The organism is Formosa sp. F44, assembly GCF_056238645.1.
The window spans coordinates 666,828-686,523 of sequence record NZ_JBWDLJ010000002.1 but is presented as its reverse complement, the minus strand read 5'-3'; the positions used below and the strand labels follow the sequence as shown (position 1 = coordinate 686,523).

Genomic DNA, 19,696 nt, shown 5'->3' with positions numbered 1-19,696 from the left:
AACACATGGCTGTGACGTAATAATCACAGCCATTTTTGTTTTTAATCAATAACAACATTATGAAAACAAACTTACTTTCTTTCTTATTTATAATAGCATCTTGGTTGAGTTTTGCTCAGATTACCACGAGTCCGAGTGCTTTTAACACCACCGATGCAGTCACCATAACAGTAGACATTACATCTGCAACCGGTTGTAATTCGCTTAACAATCCTTCTAAAGTGTATATGCATTCTGGAATAGGAAGCGATTCCAATCCATGGGAATACAATGTAGTAGGTAATTGGGGTAAAGACGATGGTATTGGAGAAATGACCAATAACGGAAACGGCATTTGGAGCATTACTATTACCCCAAAAACGTATTTCAGCTTAACCAATGCTCAAGCATCTTCCGCTTCAAAAATGGGAATGGTGTTTAGAAATTCGGAAGGCAATCAGGAACTAAAAGCTTCAGGATGCAACGACTTTAGCATTAACGTGGGAACATTTCAAGTCACATTAAATAGTCCTTCAGAACACAGTACAACTATTGTAAATTCTGGCGGTAACCTCAGCATTACAGCTTCAAATACCAACGGAAATGCAAATTATAGCTTGGCTAGCAATGGTTCTACCATTAATACAAGTACTAATACGTCTGCGTATTCATATACGCACTCTAATATTACAACAAATCAGAATTATACGTTAACCGTAACTCAAGGCACAGAAACAGTTTCAAAATCATTTTCGGTCTTAATTAATCCGGGAACTATTGCGCAAGCGATGCCTAGCGGATTAGAAAACGGCATTAATTATAATACCAGCGATGCTTCAAAAGCAACTCTTGTTTTAGATGCACCCTTAAAAGATTTCGTTTACGTGGTTGGAAGCTTCAATAACTGGCAACCATCGTCGGCTTACGCCATGAAAAAAGACCCGAGTTCAGGTAAATTTTGGTTAGAATTAACGGGGCTAACATCTCAAAAGATTGAAACCTATCAATATTGGGTGATAGACGAAACACCTATTGCCAATTCACCTATTATGGTAAAAACTGCCGACCCATTTTCAACTTTAGTTTTATCTCCTTTCGATGATTCAGGAATTTCTTCAGAAACCTATCCGAATTTACCACAATATCCAGCAGGCCAAGAACGCGAAGTTACCGTATTACAAACTGGTAAAAGTGATTATAATTGGACAGTAACGAATTTCGAAAAACCTAAAAAAGAAGATTTAGTGATTTACGAAGTTTTAATTCGTGATTTCGATAAAGACAGAAACATTCAAGACTTGATTGACCGTATCGATTATTTTAAAGGATTGAATGTAAATGCGATTCAGCTGATGCCAATTATGGAATTTGAAGGCAACGAAAGTTGGGGTTACAACACCGCATTTCATATGGCTTTAGATAAATTTTACGGCACCGAAGACAAGGTTAAAGAGTTTGTCGATTTATGTCATAAAAACGGAATTGCGGTGATTCTGGATGTCGCTTTAAACCACGCCTACGGAAGAAATCCTATGGTGCGTATGTGGATGAAAGATGCCGATGGCGACGGCTGGGGAGACCCAAGTTCTGAAAATCCATATTTTAACGAAGAAGCAAAACACAGTTACAGTGTGGGTTCCGATTTTAATCACCAACAAGACCGTACACAATATTATGTAGAGCGTGTGGTGAATCATTGGGTAACTGAATTTAATATCGATGGATTCCGTTGGGATTTAACTAAAGGATTTACGCAGAATTGCTCTTCTAGCGACGACAATTGCACAAACAGTTACCAACAAGACCGTGTAGACATTTTAAAACAATATGCCGATTATTCTTGGAGTTTAGACGCTTCACATTACGTAATTTTCGAACATTTGGGTCAGGATAACGAAGAACAACAATGGGCAAATTATAAGGATGAAGACAGCAAAGGCATTATGATGTGGGGAAAAATGACAGACCCTTACAATCAATTAACAATGGGATATGCGTCCGATTCTAACTTTAACCGCATGGGCCACAAAGCACACGGATTCGATTCAAAACGTCTTGTGGGGTATGCCGAAAGTCACGACGAAGAGCGCCTTATGTATAAGAATTTACAATACGGTGCGTCTAGCGGGTCTTATAATGTAAAAGATTTAAATACGTCTTTACAGCGTATGGAAGCTTTAGGAGCTATTACCCTTACTATTCCTGGACCAAAAATGATTTGGCACTTTGGCGAATTAGGGATGAATAACTCTATTTTCACCTGCACCGACGGTACGGTGTCTTCAGACGATTCGTGTAAATTATCTACAAAACCTCAACCGCAATGGGACGATAATTGGTTAGGAAACACCGCTAGGAAATCAGTTTACGATACGTGGTCGCATTTAAATGCTCTAAAAATTAACGAAGCTGTTTTTGAAGGCGATTACACCATCACTTCTGGAGATTTAACACCAAGAATCCGTGTTTGGAATTCCGATTTGCCAGCTACAGATTTAACAGATGTTGTTATCATCTCTAATTTTGATACGACCTCTAAAACCGTAGACCCAAATTTCCCAACTAACGGCACTTGGTACGATTTAATGGACGACACAGGAAGCACATCAATTTCTGCAACTAACGCGATTACTTTACAACCGGGAACATTTAAAATTTACGGAAATAATCTTCCTAAAACTTTAAGTATCGGTGATCTTGAAGCAACACAATCTTTTGCTATTTATCCAAATCCTGCTCAGAATAATTTCAAGATAAGTAAAACCGTTTCTGAAGTCACGATTTACGACATTACAGGAAAAATAATGACGCGTTTTAAAGGGCAATTTAATGACGATTACACCTTCGATATTTCAAACTTACCTGCTAGTTTATATCTTGTAAACATTTCAGATCGTTTAGGTACCACGCAAACCGTGAAGCTTGTAAAATACTAAAAGGATAATCTTTAAATATAATCAGCGCCTAACACAAATCAGATGTTAGGCGTTTTTTCATATCTTAATTTTAATAGGTTCCTACATGGCGTATTAGCATAACATTAGCAGTTAATCGGAACGTTTAAAAAAATTATTATGTAATTTTGAGTGACAATATTTTGGCTTATGAAACTTATTTTAAAAGATTACATCCTTCCATTAAAACACACCTTCACAATATCTAGAGAATCTATTGATGTGCAACCGAGTTTAATCGTCGTTTTAGAAGATGCTGGTCTTTCAGGTTATGGTGAAGCGACTTCAAATCCGTATTATAACATTACTGTTCCTATAATGATGGAAACATTGAATAATGTGAAAGAAATTATTGAAGCCACTACTAATGAAACGCCTGAAGTCTTTTGGAATAAAATGTATCCGCTTTTAAAACATAATATGTTTGCGTTATGTGCATTAGACCTTGCATATAACGATTTATATGCACGAAAACAAAATAAGAAATTATACGAACTTTGGGGTTACGACATTTCGAATAATCCCATTACAGATTATACCATTGGCATTGATACCATTGAAAAAATGGTAGCCAAAATGAAAGAACTCCCTTGGCCTATTTACAAGATTAAATTAGGTACAAATGAGGATATTAAAATTGTTACTGAATTACGAAAACACACCGATGCCATTTTCAGAATTGATGCGAATTGCGGATGGGGCGTCGATGAAGCGCTACAAAATGCAATAGCATTAAAAGCTCTTGGTGTAGAATTTTTAGAACAACCTTTAAAAGCCGATAATTGGGATGGCCATAAAAAACTTTTTCAAGATTCTGTACTTCCAATTGTCGCAGACGAAAGTTGTCAAGTAAGAGAAGACATTGCAAAATGCCATAACCATTTCCATGGCGTTAATGTGAAACTTGTAAAATGTGGCGGATTAACACCTGCTAGAACCATGCTTTTAGAAGCTAAAGATTTGGGCATGAAAACCATGGTAGGCTGCATGACGGAATCTTCGGTAGGTATTTCGGCAGTAGCACAACTTTTACCCCTACTCGATTTTGTCGATATGGATGGCGCTATGTTATTAGCGAAAGATATTGCTACAGGGGTAACCATTAAAGATGGCGTAACTCATTATAGCGCTTTAAACGGAACTGGAGTAACCTTACTATAATGGACGTTACAAAAGCACCAAATTCCGAAATTGTCTTAGACTCTAAAAGCATGTCTTATTTTGGAGGCACATCGTATTTAGGATTAGCCACATTACCTGCCTTCCAAGAGGCTGTAATAAACGGTATAAAAAAATGGGGAACTGCTTACGGAAGCTCGAGACATGCAAATGTAAAGTTGGGTATTTACAAGGATGCAGAAGCACTTTTAGCATCACAATTACACACTGAAGCTTGTGTTACCGTATCGTCAGGAATGCTAGCAGGAAAATTAGTTGTAGATTATTTATCGCACTCTAGTACTAGGTTTTATCATTTTCCTCATACACATCCCGCTATTTTAGCTCCAAATAGTTTACCGCTACTTGTAGACCATAAGTTGCATCCATCGCTTTTAACAGATACTATCGAAAATATTGTGATTTCTGTAGATGCCATTTCTACAGCACATGTTACACCGCCAGATTTTAGTATTTTAGAATATATTTCCAAACAGAAACAAATCACTTTACTTCTAGACGAATCGCATAGCATAGGCATTACAGGAGAAACAGGAATGGGCATTTTTAGTAGTATTCCCACAACGCATTTACATCAAAAAATTATGGTTGCTTCTTTAGGAAAGGCTATGGGATTACCCGGAGGACTAATTGCAGGAGATCTATCGTTTATACAGGATATAACATCTACGGTTATGTTTTCTACAGCGTCAGGAATGAGTCCCGCTTATCTAGACGCCTATCTGCAATCTCAAGCTATTTACAAGCAACAACAAGAAAAGTTAAAGGAGAACTTACTTTATTTTTTTAAAGATATTCAGCTTGACACTAATTTTGTTTACCATGTAAACTATCCTAATATTTATAACGACAAATTAGGCTTTTATGAAGCATTATTGCTTAAAAACATAGCCATCACTCATTTTAATTACCCAACACCTGACGCTATTTTAAGTCGTATTGTACTTTCCGCAAATCATTCTAAAATGGATTTAGATTTATTAAAACAAGTGCTTAGTTAACGCCTATTAAGGCTCTATATTATTTTATAATACTTCAAAACTAAAAATTTGTAAATTGCGCCCAAAACAACACATTTTATGAAACACATACTTATTTTACTGGTAGCAGTTATATGCTTTTCATGCAGTTCTGATGACGATGGAAATGGAAACCAAAGATTTCACCCACCAACATGGATTCAAGGAACATGGATTCAAGCAGGTTCGCAAGATTTAAATGGTGTAAAATTTACAACAGACGATTTTTGTGTACTTGAAGCAGGTTTAGAATCTTGTTACAAAAGCATAATTGAACAATCTGAATTAGATGTTTATGTCGAAGATGAAGAAATTACAGACACGGATTATGAGTTCGAAATAAACTATTATGGAGAGCCTGGCGTAGAAAGAGAATTAGAATTTCATTTTAGATTAAAATCGGATAATGAAATAGTAGAAATAGAAAACGGATTGGAAACCAACACGTACACAAAACAATAAATTACATCCTAATTTATAATGGTATAAAAGCTTCAGATAAACTCTGGAGCTTTTATTTTATATAAAAATTGTAAATTGCTATAATAGGAATGGTATTATTTTATGAAAAAATCTGTTTTAATTTATTTCAATCGCCTTCGCGAGCAGTTATGGTTTAGACCATTAATATTCTGCATTATTTCCATTATTGGTGCACTATTAGCTCGCTTTGCCGATGGTACAGGACTAAAAGAACTGGTGCCCAATATAAAAACAGAATCTATAGTTGGCCTACTCACAACCATTTCGTCTAGTATGCTCGTTATAGCCATATTCGCAGTTTCTTCCATGATTTCTGCATTTAGCGCCGCGAGTAATACAGCAACACCTAGATCTTTTAAGATTGTAGTTACAGACGATGCTTCTAAGAACGCATTATCTATGTTTATCGGTGCTTTTATTTTTAGTATCGTATCTACCGTAGCGCTTGAAAACGGTTATTATGGCGATGCGGGTCGTTTTGTGCTTTTCGTTTTTACATTACTATTTTTTGCCTCGGTTATTTTAACATTTTTACGCTGGGTAGACAGAATTTCAAGGTTGGGACGCCTAGAACACACTATTAGTCAGGTAGAACAAGTCGCACTAAAATCTTTAGAAAATCACATTAAGCATCCGCTTTTAAAAGGTGTTCCGGTATCTAATACAATCAACACAAGCGTCTTTGTGAAGCCCCTTAAAATTGGTTATATCCAGTTTATAGATATGGATAGTCTGCAAAAACTTGCCGAAGCGCATCACATTACAATACAACTTAACGCCACTCCGGGAGCATATGTTCATTATAATTCACCTTTAGTTTACCTTTCTACAGCTCAGGGATTGGATATGGAAGACATTTCAAAAAAAATTAATGAAGCCATTCGCATTGGTAGTACAAGACTTTTTGAGGAAGATCCGCGTTTTGGCCTTATTGCCTTATCAGAGATTGCGAGTCGAGCTTTATCTCCTGGAATTAACGATCCGGGAACAGCCATACAGATAATTGGAAGTCAGGTGCGCTTATTTTTCTTGTGGAACACAACGTACACAAAAGAAGAAACCGATTTACACAGTTATAACCGTATCGAAGTGCCTCAACTCCCTACGCAGGAATTTTTCGAAAGCGCTTTTCGCCCTATTTCTAGAGATGGCGCAAATAACATCGAGGTCATGCTCCGGTTACAAAAAGCATATGCCTCTATTGCCACCATAAATCATGCTGAGATGCAAGCCATAGCCTTAGACTTTTCCGAAACTTCTTTTCATAGAGCCAAACAAGAATTAACATTTAAAAGTGACTTAGATCTTCTTAAAGAGAAATCGTTGTGTTTTAGCCTAGAAACGCCACCCGAATAATCTACATCTATCACATTAATAACTGTTACAAAAAGCATAAAGCTTCAGAAATTAAACTGAAGCTTTTTTTATTCCATTACATTTGTTTTACTTAAAATTGGGTATGAAACACACCTTGGCTAAATTTAAAAATAGTGGTCTCCGAAAATTTATTCGAAGGCATCAGAAATACGCCCCTATTTTATTCTTTATTGGTGGTTTTATTTTCGACACGCTAACGCTTGGACGCATAGACAGACTCTATGATCTCTCTGTGCTTTGCATGCACATGACATCGTTAAGCATCACCTTATATCTTTTTAATCTAGCCGACGATGGAGCATGGAAAAACACCTTTTTAGAACGTTTTGAAATTTATTTTCCATTAGTTATTCAGTTTTTCTTTGGCGGACTGTCTAGCGCTTATGTGGTATATTTCTCCAGAAGCGTTTCTCTATCCAGAACCGCATCCTTTTTTATAATCTTAGTGATTTTATTGTTTGCCAACGAATTTTTAAAAAAGCGTATCTCTAATAAATATCTTCAATTTAGCATTTATTATTTTATAAGTTTTACCTTTTTTTCTTTCATGATTCCGGTATTCATCAAACAAATGAATCCTGCAATCTTTATAATTTCTGGTGTTGTTAGTTTAGCGTGTACCCTATTACTAATCACCTTTATCTATAGAAAAAGTCCAAGTACACGAGCCGAAATACATTTAGGAAAACTAACCGGAATTATTATTTCCATCTACCTTCTAATAAATATTTTTTACTTTTTTAAACTCATTCCTCCGGTGCCACTCGCCTTACAAACAGGTTTAGTGGCTCATAATATTGTGACGGAAAACGGAAAATATGAGGTGACTTACGAAGAAAAAAAACAATTCGTTTTCTGGAGAGATCACAGTTCCAAATTTATTCATAACCCAAACGAACCGGTGTATGTTTTCTCTTCTATTTTTGCTCCAACGGCTTTAAAGAAATCCATTATTCATAGATGGAAATGGTACGATGAGAAAACTGAGGAATGGATTATTTTAGACAATATAAGTTACGATATCACTGGAGGCAGGAACGATGGCTACCGTGGATACACGTATAAAGAAAATATAAGATCAGGATTATGGCGAGTAGAAGTTTTAACCGAAGAAGAATTACTGCTTGGTGTTATTGATTTTGAAATTATTGAAAACCCCAATGAGAAACCGCAACGTTTAGTAAAAAAAGTGTTTTAATATATAAGTGAAATTATTCTAAAATAATTGACGCCTTAAAACCAACAGTTAGATTCCCTATTGCTTCTCACTTCATTTTAGTTCGTGATGACCCTGAAAACATCGTTTTTCACAAAATCTCGAACAAAAATTGTATTAACCTCATTTTAAGCACAAAAAAAACGCGCTTTACGCAATCTTTAACTTTTTTCTTAGTGTTCATTTATTTTTTGAATAAAAATCACCTAAATTGTAATGTCTTTAATAGATTTATATATGGCATTAAAAATTGTAATTTCTCACAAAACAAAGTACAAATATGACCGATTAGTTTCGTTATCCCCTCATATTTTTAGATTACGTCCAGCTCCTCATAGTCGAACACCTATAGAAGCCTATTCCATTAAAATCACACCCGAGGAACAGTTTTTTAACTGGCAACAAGATCCTTTTGGAAATTATATGGCACGTTTAATCTTTCCAGAAAAAACAAGAGAACTTACAGTTGAGGTCGAAATTATAGCCGATTTAAAAACTATAAATCCGTTTGATTTCTTTGTCGAAGAAAGTGCCGAAGAATATCCGTTTACATATACAGATACCATTAGAAAGGAACTTCTTCCCTATTTAGAGGTCACTGAAAAAGGACCATTATTATTAGATTTCCTTAAAACGATTGATACCACACCAAGAAAAACAATCTATTTTCTAATAGATATCAATCAGAAAATATACCAATATTTAAAATATAACATCCGGATGGATCCGGGTGTACAATCTTGCGAAGAAACTCTAGACCACAGAACAGGCTCTTGCCGTGATTACGCGTGGTTATTTGTCCAAACCTTACGCCATTTAGGTTTTGGTGCACGATTTGTGTCGGGATACATTGTTCAATTAAAATCTGACGAAAAATCACTAGACGGCCCTTCTGGTCCTGAAGAAGATTTTACAGATTTACACGCTTGGGCCGAAGTTTACCTTCCTGGTGCGGGTTGGATTGGTTTCGATGCGACTTCAGGATTATTAGCTGGAGAAGGCCATATTCCGCTAGCCTGTACGCCTTCTTTTGAAAGTGCTGCTCCTGTATCGGGAATGACCGATATTTGTGAGACTGAATTCGAATTCGAAAACTCTGTTAAACGTATTTTTGAATCCCCTCGAGTTACAAAACCCTATACCGACGAGCAATGGAAAGCCATTTACAAACTCGGGTTTAAGGTTGAAAAGGAACTAGAGAAAGGCGATGTAAGATTAACCATGGGAGGCGAGCCTACTTTTGTTTCTATAGACGATATGGAATCGGAAGAATGGAATACAGCTGCCGATGGTCCCCACAAACGCGAACTTGCTAAAAATTTAGCTGCAAAATTATACGACGAGTACGATAACGGTAGTGTATTACACCAGGCGCAAGGAAAATGGTATCCAGGAGAACCATTACCACGTTGGCAAATAGAACTGTGTTGGAGAAAAGACGGAAAAAAGATTTGGCATAATAAGAAGCTATTATCTCTGTTTTCCGATAATCCCGCTTTACCTGAAAATGCCTCAGAATTATTTTTAAAGACCTTAACCCAGAAATTAGACATAACAGATAAACACATTATTCCTGCTTACGAAGATGCGTTTTATTTTATGTGGGAAGAAGGCAAATTACCTATAGATGTAGACCCAACGGTAGACGATGGTGCATTATTAGTAAAAGATAAATTAAAGCAAATTCTTAAGGATGGAAAATCGAAAGCCATCGGGCATGTATTGCCTTTAAACAATACCTCAGAGACATGGTACACTAACGCTTGGAGTTTTAGACGTAAACACTTATTCTTAATCCCTGGAAACTCTCCTATCGGATTACGATTACCTTTAGACTCATTGCTTAGAGATCCAGAATTTGGAGAATTCCCACAGCAACAACCCGATAATTTTACAAAAAAGAAAAAACTGCCTAGCTATAAGAACATTGTTTTAAGACGTTCTAGAAAAGTTAAAGAAGATGGTGTTTCTGAAGACACCAATAATTATTTTATCCGTACCGGTTTATGTGCCGAAGTTAGAGACGGTAAAATGCACTTATTTTTCCCGCCTTTAGATACTGCCGAAATATTTTTAGACTTGGTATCTTCTATTGAAGCTACAGCAAAAGAACTTAAAATCCCAGTGGTTTTAGAAGGTTACGACCCACCAAAAGACAACCGATTAGAATCCATGAAAATTACGCCAGATCCTGGTGTAATAGAAGTGAATGTACAACCTGCTAAAAATTGGGAAGAACTTACGCATAATACATTAACCCTTTACAGACTTGCTAAAGAGTCGCGTTTAGGTACCGAAAAATTTATGTTAGATGGCAAACACACCGGAACCGGAGGTGGAAACCATGTAACCTTAGGAGGTGTCACCCCTAAAGACAGTCCGCTACTGCGTAAACCAAGTTTACTAAGAAGTTTGCTAACGTTTTGGCAACATCATCCTGGTCTATCATACTTATTCTCTGGAGCGTTTATCGGAGCGACCAGTCAGGCGCCACGAATTGACGAAGCGCGTATGGAAAATCTTTACGAACTGGAGATCGCATTTAGTCAGATTCCGAAAAATGGAAAAGTTCCGTTTTGGTTAACCGACAGATTATTCCGTCATTTATTAACCGATTTAACAGGAAACACCCACCGTGCAGAATTCTGTATCGATAAATTATACTCCCCAGATTCATCGTCTGGACGTTTAGGAATATTAGAGCTTCGTGCATTCGATATGCCTCCACATCCGCAGATGAGTTTAATGCAAAACTTATTAGTTAGAACACTTGTTGCTTGGTTCTGGAAAAAACCTTACGAGCACGATTTAGTACGTTGGGGAACAGAATTGCACGACAAATTCTTAACAGAACATTACGTAAGAGAAGACATTAAAGATATTGTTAGTCAGCTTAACAAAGCCGGATATAAATTTAAGGAAGATTGGTTTAATCCATTCTTCGAATTTAGATTCCCGCTTCATGGTATGGTTGAAATCAATAATATTAACTTAGAATTACGCGCCGCTATAGAACCTTGGAACGTTTTAGGAGAAGAAATGACTGGAGGCGGAACTGCAAGATATGTAGATTCTTCTGTGGAACGTATTCAGGTAAAGGTGAATCATTTTACCGAAGAGCGTTATGTTTTAACTTGTAACGGAGTTAAAATCAACTTAAACAATACCGGTGTAAAAGGTGAATTTGTGGCCAGCATACGCTATAAAGCTTGGAATCCGCACTCCTCTTTACATCCAACCATAGATGTAGATACACCTTTGGTTTTCGATATTATAGACACATGGAACAGACGTGCCATTGGAGGTTGTACCTATTTTGTAGCACATCCAGGCGGACGATCTTACGAAACGTACCCGATAAACAGCTATGAAGCTGAATCTAGGCGTATTAACCGTTTCTGGGATATTGGACACACTCAAGGAGAAATATTTGAAGTAGAAAAAATTGAACAGGATGATAATAATTCGAGTAGAAATGTCGAAATTCACGGCAGTTCTAGGAAGTATAAATATCAGGAACAACCCGTTAATTCTGAATTCCCTTACACCCTAGATTTAAGAAAAAAATAAACGATTAATGCCGATTGATAAAAACACTTTATTTGAGAACTATTTTTCTGATTTTAAATATTACGACGAAGTTCTTAAATCAAATATGTCTGTTAATCCCAACTGGAAAAAATTACTAGGTAATCTTACCCAAATGGGAACCAATACACTAATCTCTAAACAAGATGAAATGGATTGGCTAATGGACGAAAACGGTGTAACCTATAATGTTTACAACGATCCTAAAGGGATGCACCGTGCGTGGCAATTAAATATCGTCCCGTTTCTTATCCATCAAAAAGAATGGGATACCATAGAAAAAGGAATGCAACAACGTTCGGAATTATTAAACCTGACGTTAAAAGATATTTATGGCAAACGCGAACTTATTAAAAATGGCATAGTCCCTCAAGAAGTTATTTATGCGCATCGTGGTTTTTTAAGACAATGCGATCAAATTCAATATAAAACGGCTAAGAATTTATTAATACATTCGGCCGATTTAGCACGTGGTCCAGATGGTCGCATGTGGATTGTTAACGACAGAACACAAGCGCCTTCAGGCATGGGGTATGCGTTAGAAAATCGCTATGCCACCAGCCGGATTTTACCAGATATCTTCAAAGATATTCACGTGAAGCCACCATCGCCTTTCTTTGCAGATTTCAACAAAATGTTAATTGAATCTGCGCCACAAAATAAGGAGAATCCAACCATCGTTATTCTTACACCAGGCCCCTTAAACGAGACCTATTTTGAACATGCTTATATGTCTTCATTTTTAGGTTATCCATTAGTAGCAGGAAACGATTTAGTTGTTAGAAATGGGAAGGTCTGGATGAAATCTTTAAAAGAGCTCAAACAAGTCGATGTTATTTTAAGACGTGTAGACGATGTGTTTATGGATCCCTTAGAGCTTCGCGAAGATTCATATTTAGGCGTGGCCGGTTTGCTAGATGTAGTAAGAGAACAGCAAGTCACCATTATAAACCCTATTGGAAGTGGTATTTTAGAAAACTCGGGACTGATCCCGTTTATGAATGCGATTTGCAAATACTTTTTTAAAGAAGATTTAATTCTGCCACAAATAGGTTCTTGGTGGTGCGGACAAAAGAAAGAACGCGATTACGTTCTAGAAAATTTGAAAAATCTAGTACTTAAACGCATAGATAGATCTAACCGGGAAAACATCTTTTTCTGTGAATTCTTAAAACCAGCCCAGTTAGAGAAATTGAAAGCAGAAATACTTGACAATCCGTTTGTGTTTGTTGCTCAAGAGAAGATTTTATTTTCGACGGCGCCAGATTTTACGGGAGACAAGCTGGAACCACGCAAAGTGATGTGTAGAACATTTTCTATTGCAAAAGACGATGGTTATTCTGTAATGCCCGGAGGTTTAGTGCGTGTCGCATCTGAGCGCGAAGACCTTTTTGTGTCTAATCAACGCGGTGGCGTAAGTAAAGATTTTTGGGTTATTACCGACGAGCCCCAAACCAATGTTCAGAATTACACTTGGGACAGCTCCTTCGAAATTTCATTTTCTGGCATTAACGATTTACCTAGCAACACTGCCGAAAATTTATATTGGTCTGGACGCTATTTAGGCCGTGCTTTAGTGACCGCTCGTTATTTGCGTACTGTACTTATTAAAATGAGCAATGAGCAGTACAACGAACAAGAAACGCAATCTAAGAGCCTACAATGTTTATTTCAATCGGTGACACATATAACCTCTACCTTCCCTGGATTTATAGGTGAAAAAGGTAAAAAGGCATTAGAAGATCCCTTAAAAGAAATTCTATCGGTGTTAATTGATAGTCATAGATCTGGTAGCTTTGCACAAACACTTAATAGTTTTAACAATTCGTATTTCACGCTTAGAAACCTATGGTCTAAAGACATGTGGCGTGTTTTTGATGGCATTCAGAAAAACTGGAAAGCCTTCGTAGAAGATTCCGCCGAACACACTTCGATACAATCACTAATAAAAATCTTAGACAAAATTATTACTAGGCTTATTGCCTTTATGGCTCTTATCGAAGAGAGCATAATGGTAGAACAAGGCTTACTGCTTTACTTTATTGGTTTGCAAAGCGAACAAGCCATGATGAATATTGCTAAATGCCGTTCCCTTTTAGTGATAAGTCACGATAAACAACCGCAATACGAAATTTTAGAGGCCCTTTTAAATAGTCATGAGAGTTTAAACATTTATAGATACAGTTACCGTTCGCATTTAAGCACAGAAAATGTAATTAATCTTATTCTTTTAAATGAAGAATACCCAAAATCGTTAACCTATCAGCTTAGGCGCATTCAAAAAGATATAGACAAATTACCACATTCCGAAAGTCTTGGTGAAGTTACAAAGTGTCAGAAATTTATAGCAGAGGCACATCATAAAATTCAGAATCTAGATATTAAATCACTTTTAGAATTAAATACGGATGACACTATTATCCGACAGAATTTAGACGATAGTTTAACGGAGTTAAGCGATTTGCTGCATGAAATGTCTTTAGCCTTATCCGATGCGTATTTCAATCATTCGTATCAGCAAAAACAATTGGTTAATCAAAACTTCCCTTTCTAGTTATGGAATTTAAAGTCTCTCATACCACAAGTTACGATTACGATAGCGGTGTTACCTTTTGTCATAATATAGCCACTTTAAAGCCCAAAACCATGCCTGGGCAAACATTACTAGATTACGAACTCCAAATAAGTCCTAAACCAACCGAATTAACAGAGCGATTAGATTTTTTTGGCAATGTAGTAACTCGTTTTTCCATTCAAGATTATCATAAAAAGTTAACGGTAACCGCTAAAAGCAGGATACTCAGGCAGTACGCTTCTCAGCCTGATATAGAAACCTCTGAAATGGGACGATCTATTACTTTAGAGGACGCCTTAAGACTTTTAAAAACAAATAAACTTGATCTGGTAGATATCAATCAATTTAAATTAGATTCAATTTTTATCACACGAATTTCTCCAGAAATTAAGGCCTACGCCGAGGTGTCTTTTAAACAAGACCGCTCTGTCTTTGAAGCCTCGTACGAATTAATGGAGCGTATTTTTAAAGAATTTAAATTCGATTCTGGATTTAGCACTATCGCCACTCCAATTCACGAAGTGATGAAAGAGAAACGAGGAGTATGTCAAGATTTTGCACAGATTGCTATTGCCTGCGTACGATCTATAGGTTTACCTGCACGTTATGTAAGTGGTTATATTGAAACCTTACCGCCACCAGGAAAAGAAAAATTAGTAGGAACAGATGCATCTCATGCCTGGTTCTCTATTTACATTCCTACTTTTGGATGGGTAGATTTTGACCCCACCAACAATCAAATCCCGAAAGACCAACACATAACGGTGTCTTGGGGAAGAGACTATTACGATGTACCGCCTTTAAAAGGTGTAGTATATAGTACAGGAAAAAACAAAATGAATGTAGCCGTAGATATTAGACCGGCTTAAATTTTAAAATAGATTAGAAACAAAAAATAAGGATTGACAAATAAAATATTTATCAATCCTTATTTTATTCTACCTAATACTATTAAGTAAATTAATTTACGTAAGTATAAATAAGGGTAGAATTAGATGTTTCGTTATGCCTAGAATCAACAGAAGTTAATGCTGCTGTTTTTGGATAATTATCTGCGTCATAATCATAGTTTGCATTTAAAGTCAATACAATTTTTCCGAGCTCATTTTTATAAATAATTTGGGATGGATTATTTAAAGGAAATAATAACTTAGCTTTTACTATTTCTGAAGATTGTAATAAACTAAAATTTAATTTTACTTTATCTAGAGCATCAATAATTCCGGCTGATTCTAAAGTATAGTAATATGGATTTGGTGCATCGTCGTATTTAAATTCGGCTGTATATTCCTTATTAATGTACTCATAGGTTTCATTATCGTACTCTTCTTCGAAGAACATAATTAATTTAGGATTACCATTATCGTCGTATTCTTCGACTTGGCCAGTCTCATAAGCATTGTAAGGCGAAGCAAAAAGTTCTTCTACATTAAACGCGTCTCCGCCACCTGTTACATTTGTAAGTTGATCATTTTCATACACAAAAACACTTGACTCCTCTCCGTTACTTATCGTATTTAAGATTCCATCAGAATTATAGTTTAGAGTAATCACTCGATTTTCCCAAGGATTTTCGGCTGAATTATAAGTTACGTTTTTAATTAATTTATACTCAACGCTTCCATTGGCTTCTTCGAATTCATCTGAAGTGGAACTGCTACAACTTACAGCTAATAAAGTCCCTAAACACAGGGACATAATAAGGTTTGGTTTTCTCATAAGGCTTATTTAATTTAACACAAATGTAAATGGTTACCCCTATTATATCTTACGGCAAACCGTAAACCTTATAAGTTTTTTAATATTTTTTTCACAAGATATCTTATGGACAAGAAAATGAAAAACAGTTAGATTTTAGCTTATTACAATAAATATAAAAATGTGTCTAAGCCTTGTATTGAAGACACTATTTTGTAAACAAACATGCAACATTGAAACTGTAAAAAATAACTCCTTCATTTCAAGTTATAGCCAACCTAATTTCGCTCTGCATTTTATTGGTTATTCTAGACAAACTTAATGGTGGCAAATAAATACTTCTACCCTGTAATATTATATTTCTATTTTAAATAATCTTTCATCAATAGAGCTGCACCTAAAGCACTTTCATTTTTACAATCTGAAATCTTTATGGTTATGCTAGGTTTTAAAATTTCTAAGAAGGCTATAAAAATTTTATTCTTATTAAAACCTCCTGATATGTAGACGTCTTTTAACGTTGCTTTTTCATCGGAAATTAATTCGATGGCCGAAATAACTTTCTTACTTATTTCGTAAATTAATTGATAATAAGCCGTTTCGTAAGACAGAAAATTCTGAAGATATTCTGGGTGTGCCTCGAAATCGGTATCGATACCTTCCGATAAAAACACACGGGCATTTTGTTCTATTAGCTCTTTACAAAGTGTGGTGTTTAAAACTAAATCTAGGTGATAATCTATATCTACTTTATAGAAATCGCTTAACGTTTTAATATAGACTTCGTGAATACGTCCTAAGAATTGCATTGAAGATTTTACTTGTTGCTTTTCTGGCGTCATAAAACACAAACAATTATTTTGTAGCTGATGTTGCGTTAAGGTTTCTTTACTAAAAGGATTCATGGTTATAATCCATGTTCCTGTAGACAACAGCACAAAATCGTTGTTATTTTCGTTTTCTAAAATCGGAATAATTGAAGAGGAGCTGTCATGTAGACCTGTTCCTACGGCAATAGTCTCTCCGTTAATTTTTGTTATTACAGCTTCATTCCCCTCACAAGGTTCTGGAAGCGTAATGTTTTCATCTTTTAACCAAGAATGGTAAGCCATTTTATCGAAATCCCAAGTCGCTGTATGCGCTCCAACAGACGTAAAATCTGCTGTAATTTTACCTGTAAAAAGATAACTTAAGTATTGGGGATAATGTAAAATAGCATGTACGTGTTCCCAAATGTCTGGTTTATTTCTTTTAAGGGACAACATTTGTATCCCTGTATTTAACATCCCATAGGCTGGCGAAGCTGTTTTTCTTGAAAACTCTGCTGTTCCACCTTGGGACTCATAAAAATCACTATAATCGTTTAAATCTAATGGCTTTAAATAATTATACAGCGGGGTAATACGCTCGCCGTTTTTATTTAAATACACCAATGATGCACCATGTGTAGAAAAGTTTATGGCTTTTATTTGATATTTACCTTCGTCCTGAATGGTTTTAATACCATTTTTAACCCAAGTTTCAATAGCATCTAAATCGTCGCAACAGTATCCGTCATCGTCTGTTACTTCGTCAAACTTAACCGATTTCTGATACACGATACTAAATGTTTTATCGAATAAAAAGATCTTCTTATTGGTCTTTCCGATATCGACAATTGCTATAACTTTTTCCATACTGATACTTAAAATTTTGCAATGAAAAGTCTTCTCCATGTTGAATAAACATCAACTGGAGAAAACAAATTCATTACCAATAAAAAAAAACAAAAAAAAAAGACTCGTCAAACTAATAAACCACTACAAAACAACTAAAGACGAGTCTTCTTGAAAAAAAATATTATCCTTTAAATCCGTATAACGGACCATAATTATCACAAGCGCGATAATCTGCTCCTTCTAATTGCTCTCCGAAGGCTGCCCATGCACTTGGTCTAAACACATCATTTTCATCTACATTATGCATATTTACAGGAATGCGTAACATCGCTGCTAGAGAAATTAAATCTGCTCCAATATGTCCGTGAGAAATAGCACCGTGATTTGCTCCCCATTTAGCCATTACTGTGTATACGTCCTTAAACGCACCTTTACCCGTAGTTCTTGGCACGAACCAAGTTGTTGGCCAAGTTGGATCTGTTCTATCGTTTAATACATTGTGAATATCTTCTGGAAGCTCTACACTCCACCCTTCTGCAATTTGTAATACAGGTCCAATTCCTTTAATAAGGTTTATTCTACACATGGTTAATGGCATCTGACCTTTAGTTAAAAAGTTAGATGAAAATCCACCACCTCTAAAATACTCCACAGTAGCAGGAGGCCATTTCGTATTATCTAAACATCTTTGTACATCGTCTTCGGTAATATCCCAGAATGGTTTCATTGTTGGGTTACCATCGGCATCTAATTGCTGTGCTGTAGCATCTAAAGTTGTAGAACCAGAATTAATAAGGTGAATAATTCCGTTTTCGGCTAAACCAGTTAATTTTTTACCCGTAACACGCTCTACCGATTCTGGACTCCAGTACGTACGTACATCCGAGAATAGTTGTGCAGTATTGGTTAATAAATGACCAAACAACATTGAAATGGCATTTAAACAATCATTTTCCGTAGCAAAAATATAAGCTTGACGAATACCGTTCCAATCGAAAGACGAATTTAGAATAGACTCTGTAAAATCTGCATTAGGTTGGTAGTCTGTCCACTGACGTTGTCCTTGGAATCCTCCCATAATGGCATTTCTACCTTTAGATTCTTCTCCGAATCCCATTTCCTTAAGTTTAGGGTTTCCGTTCATTAAATCTTTACAGATTAAAGTCATTTTCACAACTTTTTCCCATTCTTTCTCTTTAACCTCAGCCGATTTTTGAGATTCTTTACTGTTACGATCTGGACCTTCTATACAATTTTCTTTTGTCCACGCCAATGCTTTTTTATACTCGTCTTGATCGAAGATGTTATGCTCAATACGTCTTAAAAGTTCTACAGATTCTACGAATTCTGCACGCACTCCTAAATAGTCTTGTAAAAAGTTAACATCGACCATAGAACCTGCAATACCCATAGAGCTATACCCGATAGATAAATACGATTTTCCTTTCATTTGGGCCACTGCTAAAGCCCCTTTTACGAAACGTAAAATTTTCTCAGACACATCAACAGGAATAGATGTATCGCCTCCATCCTGAACTTCTTTTCCATAAATACCAAAAGCTGGTAATCCTTTTTGAGAATATCCGGCCAAGGCTGCTGCTAAATACACAGCACCTGGTCGTTCTGTACCATTAAATCCCCAAACGGCTTTAGGTATTAACGGATCTGTATCCATAACTTCTGTACCATAGCACCAACATGGTGTTACTGTTAAAGACACTTCTACACCTTCTCTTTTAAATTTATCTGCACAAGCCGCGGCATCTGCAACACCACCAATAGTGGTATCTGCGATAACGCATTCTACTTTTTCCCCACTAGGGAAACGTAGTGTTTCTTCTATTAATTTTGCGGCCGCTTTGGCCATATCCATACACTGAACCTCTAAAGATTCTCTCACTCCTAATTCACGTCCGTCAATAGTTGGACGAATTCCTACTTTTGGTAACCTACCTATTAATCTGCTCATT

General features: G+C 36.2%; 12 protein-coding genes. 9 read left to right on the top strand and 3 right to left on the bottom strand.

The window, feature by feature from the left end:
* Positions 1-59: 59 nt before the first annotated feature.
* The 9 genes from AC0UBM_RS08010 to AC0UBM_RS07970 all read left to right on the top strand — a co-directional run bounded on the left by AC0UBM_RS08010 (position 60) and on the right by AC0UBM_RS07970 (position 15,239).
* Positions 60-2,915: an alpha-amylase family glycosyl hydrolase gene (locus tag AC0UBM_RS08010; protein WP_475688265.1), complete on the top strand. Its 2,856-nt coding sequence runs from the start codon at positions 60-62 to the stop codon at positions 2,913-2,915.
* A gap of 168 nt (positions 2,916-3,083) precedes the next feature.
* Complete coding sequence (locus AC0UBM_RS08005) at positions 3,084-4,094, top strand: dipeptide epimerase (protein WP_475688264.1); 1,011 nt, start codon at positions 3,084-3,086, stop codon at positions 4,092-4,094.
* A complete protein-coding gene (locus tag AC0UBM_RS08000) occupies positions 4,094-5,113 on the top strand; it encodes an aminotransferase class I/II-fold pyridoxal phosphate-dependent enzyme (RefSeq protein ID WP_475688263.1) in 1,020 nt (339 codons plus the stop codon). Before AC0UBM_RS08005 ends, AC0UBM_RS08000 begins: the two co-directional genes overlap by 1 nt.
* Before the next feature lie 78 nt (positions 5,114-5,191).
* Positions 5,192-5,593, top strand: a complete 402-nt coding sequence (locus AC0UBM_RS07995) for a hypothetical protein (RefSeq protein WP_414036371.1) — start codon at positions 5,192-5,194, stop codon at positions 5,591-5,593.
* 102 nt (positions 5,594-5,695) lie between these two features.
* Positions 5,696-6,970: a DUF2254 domain-containing protein gene (locus AC0UBM_RS07990; protein WP_475688262.1), complete on the top strand. Its 1,275-nt coding sequence runs from the start codon at positions 5,696-5,698 to the stop codon at positions 6,968-6,970.
* 103 nt (positions 6,971-7,073) lie between these two features.
* A complete protein-coding gene (locus AC0UBM_RS07985) occupies positions 7,074-8,189 on the top strand; it encodes a DUF2914 domain-containing protein (protein WP_475688261.1) in 1,116 nt (371 codons plus the stop codon).
* A gap of 255 nt (positions 8,190-8,444) precedes the next feature.
* Positions 8,445-11,777 carry a transglutaminase family protein gene (locus AC0UBM_RS07980; protein WP_475688260.1) on the top strand — a complete coding sequence of 1,111 codons (3,333 nt, stop codon included), beginning with the start codon at positions 8,445-8,447 and terminating at the stop codon, positions 11,775-11,777.
* 7 nt (positions 11,778-11,784) lie between these two features.
* Positions 11,785-14,349: a circularly permuted type 2 ATP-grasp protein gene (locus tag AC0UBM_RS07975; RefSeq protein WP_414036375.1), complete on the top strand. Its 2,565-nt coding sequence runs from the start codon at positions 11,785-11,787 to the stop codon at positions 14,347-14,349.
* 2 nt (positions 14,350-14,351) lie between these two features.
* Complete coding sequence (locus tag AC0UBM_RS07970; protein WP_475688259.1) at positions 14,352-15,239, top strand: transglutaminase family protein; 888 nt, start codon at positions 14,352-14,354, stop codon at positions 15,237-15,239.
* Positions 15,240-15,330: 91 nt separating this feature from the next.
* On the opposite strand, the gene AC0UBM_RS07965 is transcribed toward AC0UBM_RS07970, so the two are convergent.
* From AC0UBM_RS07965 to AC0UBM_RS07955, 3 genes are all read right to left on the bottom strand, one after another.
* Positions 15,331-16,089, bottom strand: coding sequence for a hypothetical protein (locus AC0UBM_RS07965; protein WP_475688258.1), 759 nt, complete (start codon positions 16,087-16,089; stop codon positions 15,331-15,333).
* Between the two features lie 341 nt (positions 16,090-16,430).
* The gene (locus AC0UBM_RS07960; protein WP_475688257.1) at positions 16,431-17,744 is read right to left on the bottom strand and encodes an FGGY family carbohydrate kinase; all 1,314 of its coding nucleotides are present in this window, start codon (positions 17,742-17,744) and stop codon (positions 16,431-16,433) included.
* Positions 17,745-17,907: 163 nt separating this feature from the next.
* A complete protein-coding gene (locus AC0UBM_RS07955; protein WP_475688256.1) occupies positions 17,908-19,695 on the bottom strand; it encodes an L-fucose isomerase in 1,788 nt (595 codons plus the stop codon).
* Between the last annotated feature and the right edge of the window lies 1 nt (position 19,696).

Excerpts from the sequence above, each read along its gene's own strand:
- AC0UBM_RS07960 (WP_475688257.1), bottom strand. The coding sequence starts at position 17,744 with ATGGAAAAAGTTATAGCAATTGTCGATATCGGAAAGACCAATAAGAAG.
- AC0UBM_RS07995 (WP_414036371.1), top strand. The coding sequence starts at position 5,192 with ATGAAACACATACTTATTTTACTGGTAGCAGTTATATGCTTTTCATGC.
- AC0UBM_RS07985 (WP_475688261.1), top strand. The coding sequence starts at position 7,074 with ATGAAACACACCTTGGCTAAATTTAAAAATAGTGGTCTCCGAAAATTT.
- AC0UBM_RS08010 (WP_475688265.1), top strand. The coding sequence starts at position 60 with ATGAAAACAAACTTACTTTCTTTCTTATTTATAATAGCATCTTGGTTG.
- AC0UBM_RS07990 (WP_475688262.1), top strand. The coding sequence starts at position 5,696 with ATGAAAAAATCTGTTTTAATTTATTTCAATCGCCTTCGCGAGCAGTTA.
- AC0UBM_RS07970 (WP_475688259.1), top strand. The coding sequence starts at position 14,352 with ATGGAATTTAAAGTCTCTCATACCACAAGTTACGATTACGATAGCGGT.
- AC0UBM_RS08000 (WP_475688263.1), top strand. The coding sequence starts at position 4,094 with ATGGACGTTACAAAAGCACCAAATTCCGAAATTGTCTTAGACTCTAAA.
- AC0UBM_RS08005 (WP_475688264.1), top strand. The coding sequence starts at position 3,084 with ATGAAACTTATTTTAAAAGATTACATCCTTCCATTAAAACACACCTTC.
- AC0UBM_RS07955 (WP_475688256.1), bottom strand. The coding sequence starts at position 19,695 with ATGAGCAGATTAATAGGTAGGTTACCAAAAGTAGGAATTCGTCCAACT.
- AC0UBM_RS07980 (WP_475688260.1), top strand. The coding sequence starts at position 8,445 with ATGGCATTAAAAATTGTAATTTCTCACAAAACAAAGTACAAATATGAC.
- AC0UBM_RS07975 (WP_414036375.1), top strand. The coding sequence starts at position 11,785 with ATGCCGATTGATAAAAACACTTTATTTGAGAACTATTTTTCTGATTTT.
- AC0UBM_RS07965 (WP_475688258.1), bottom strand. The coding sequence starts at position 16,089 with ATGAGAAAACCAAACCTTATTATGTCCCTGTGTTTAGGGACTTTATTA.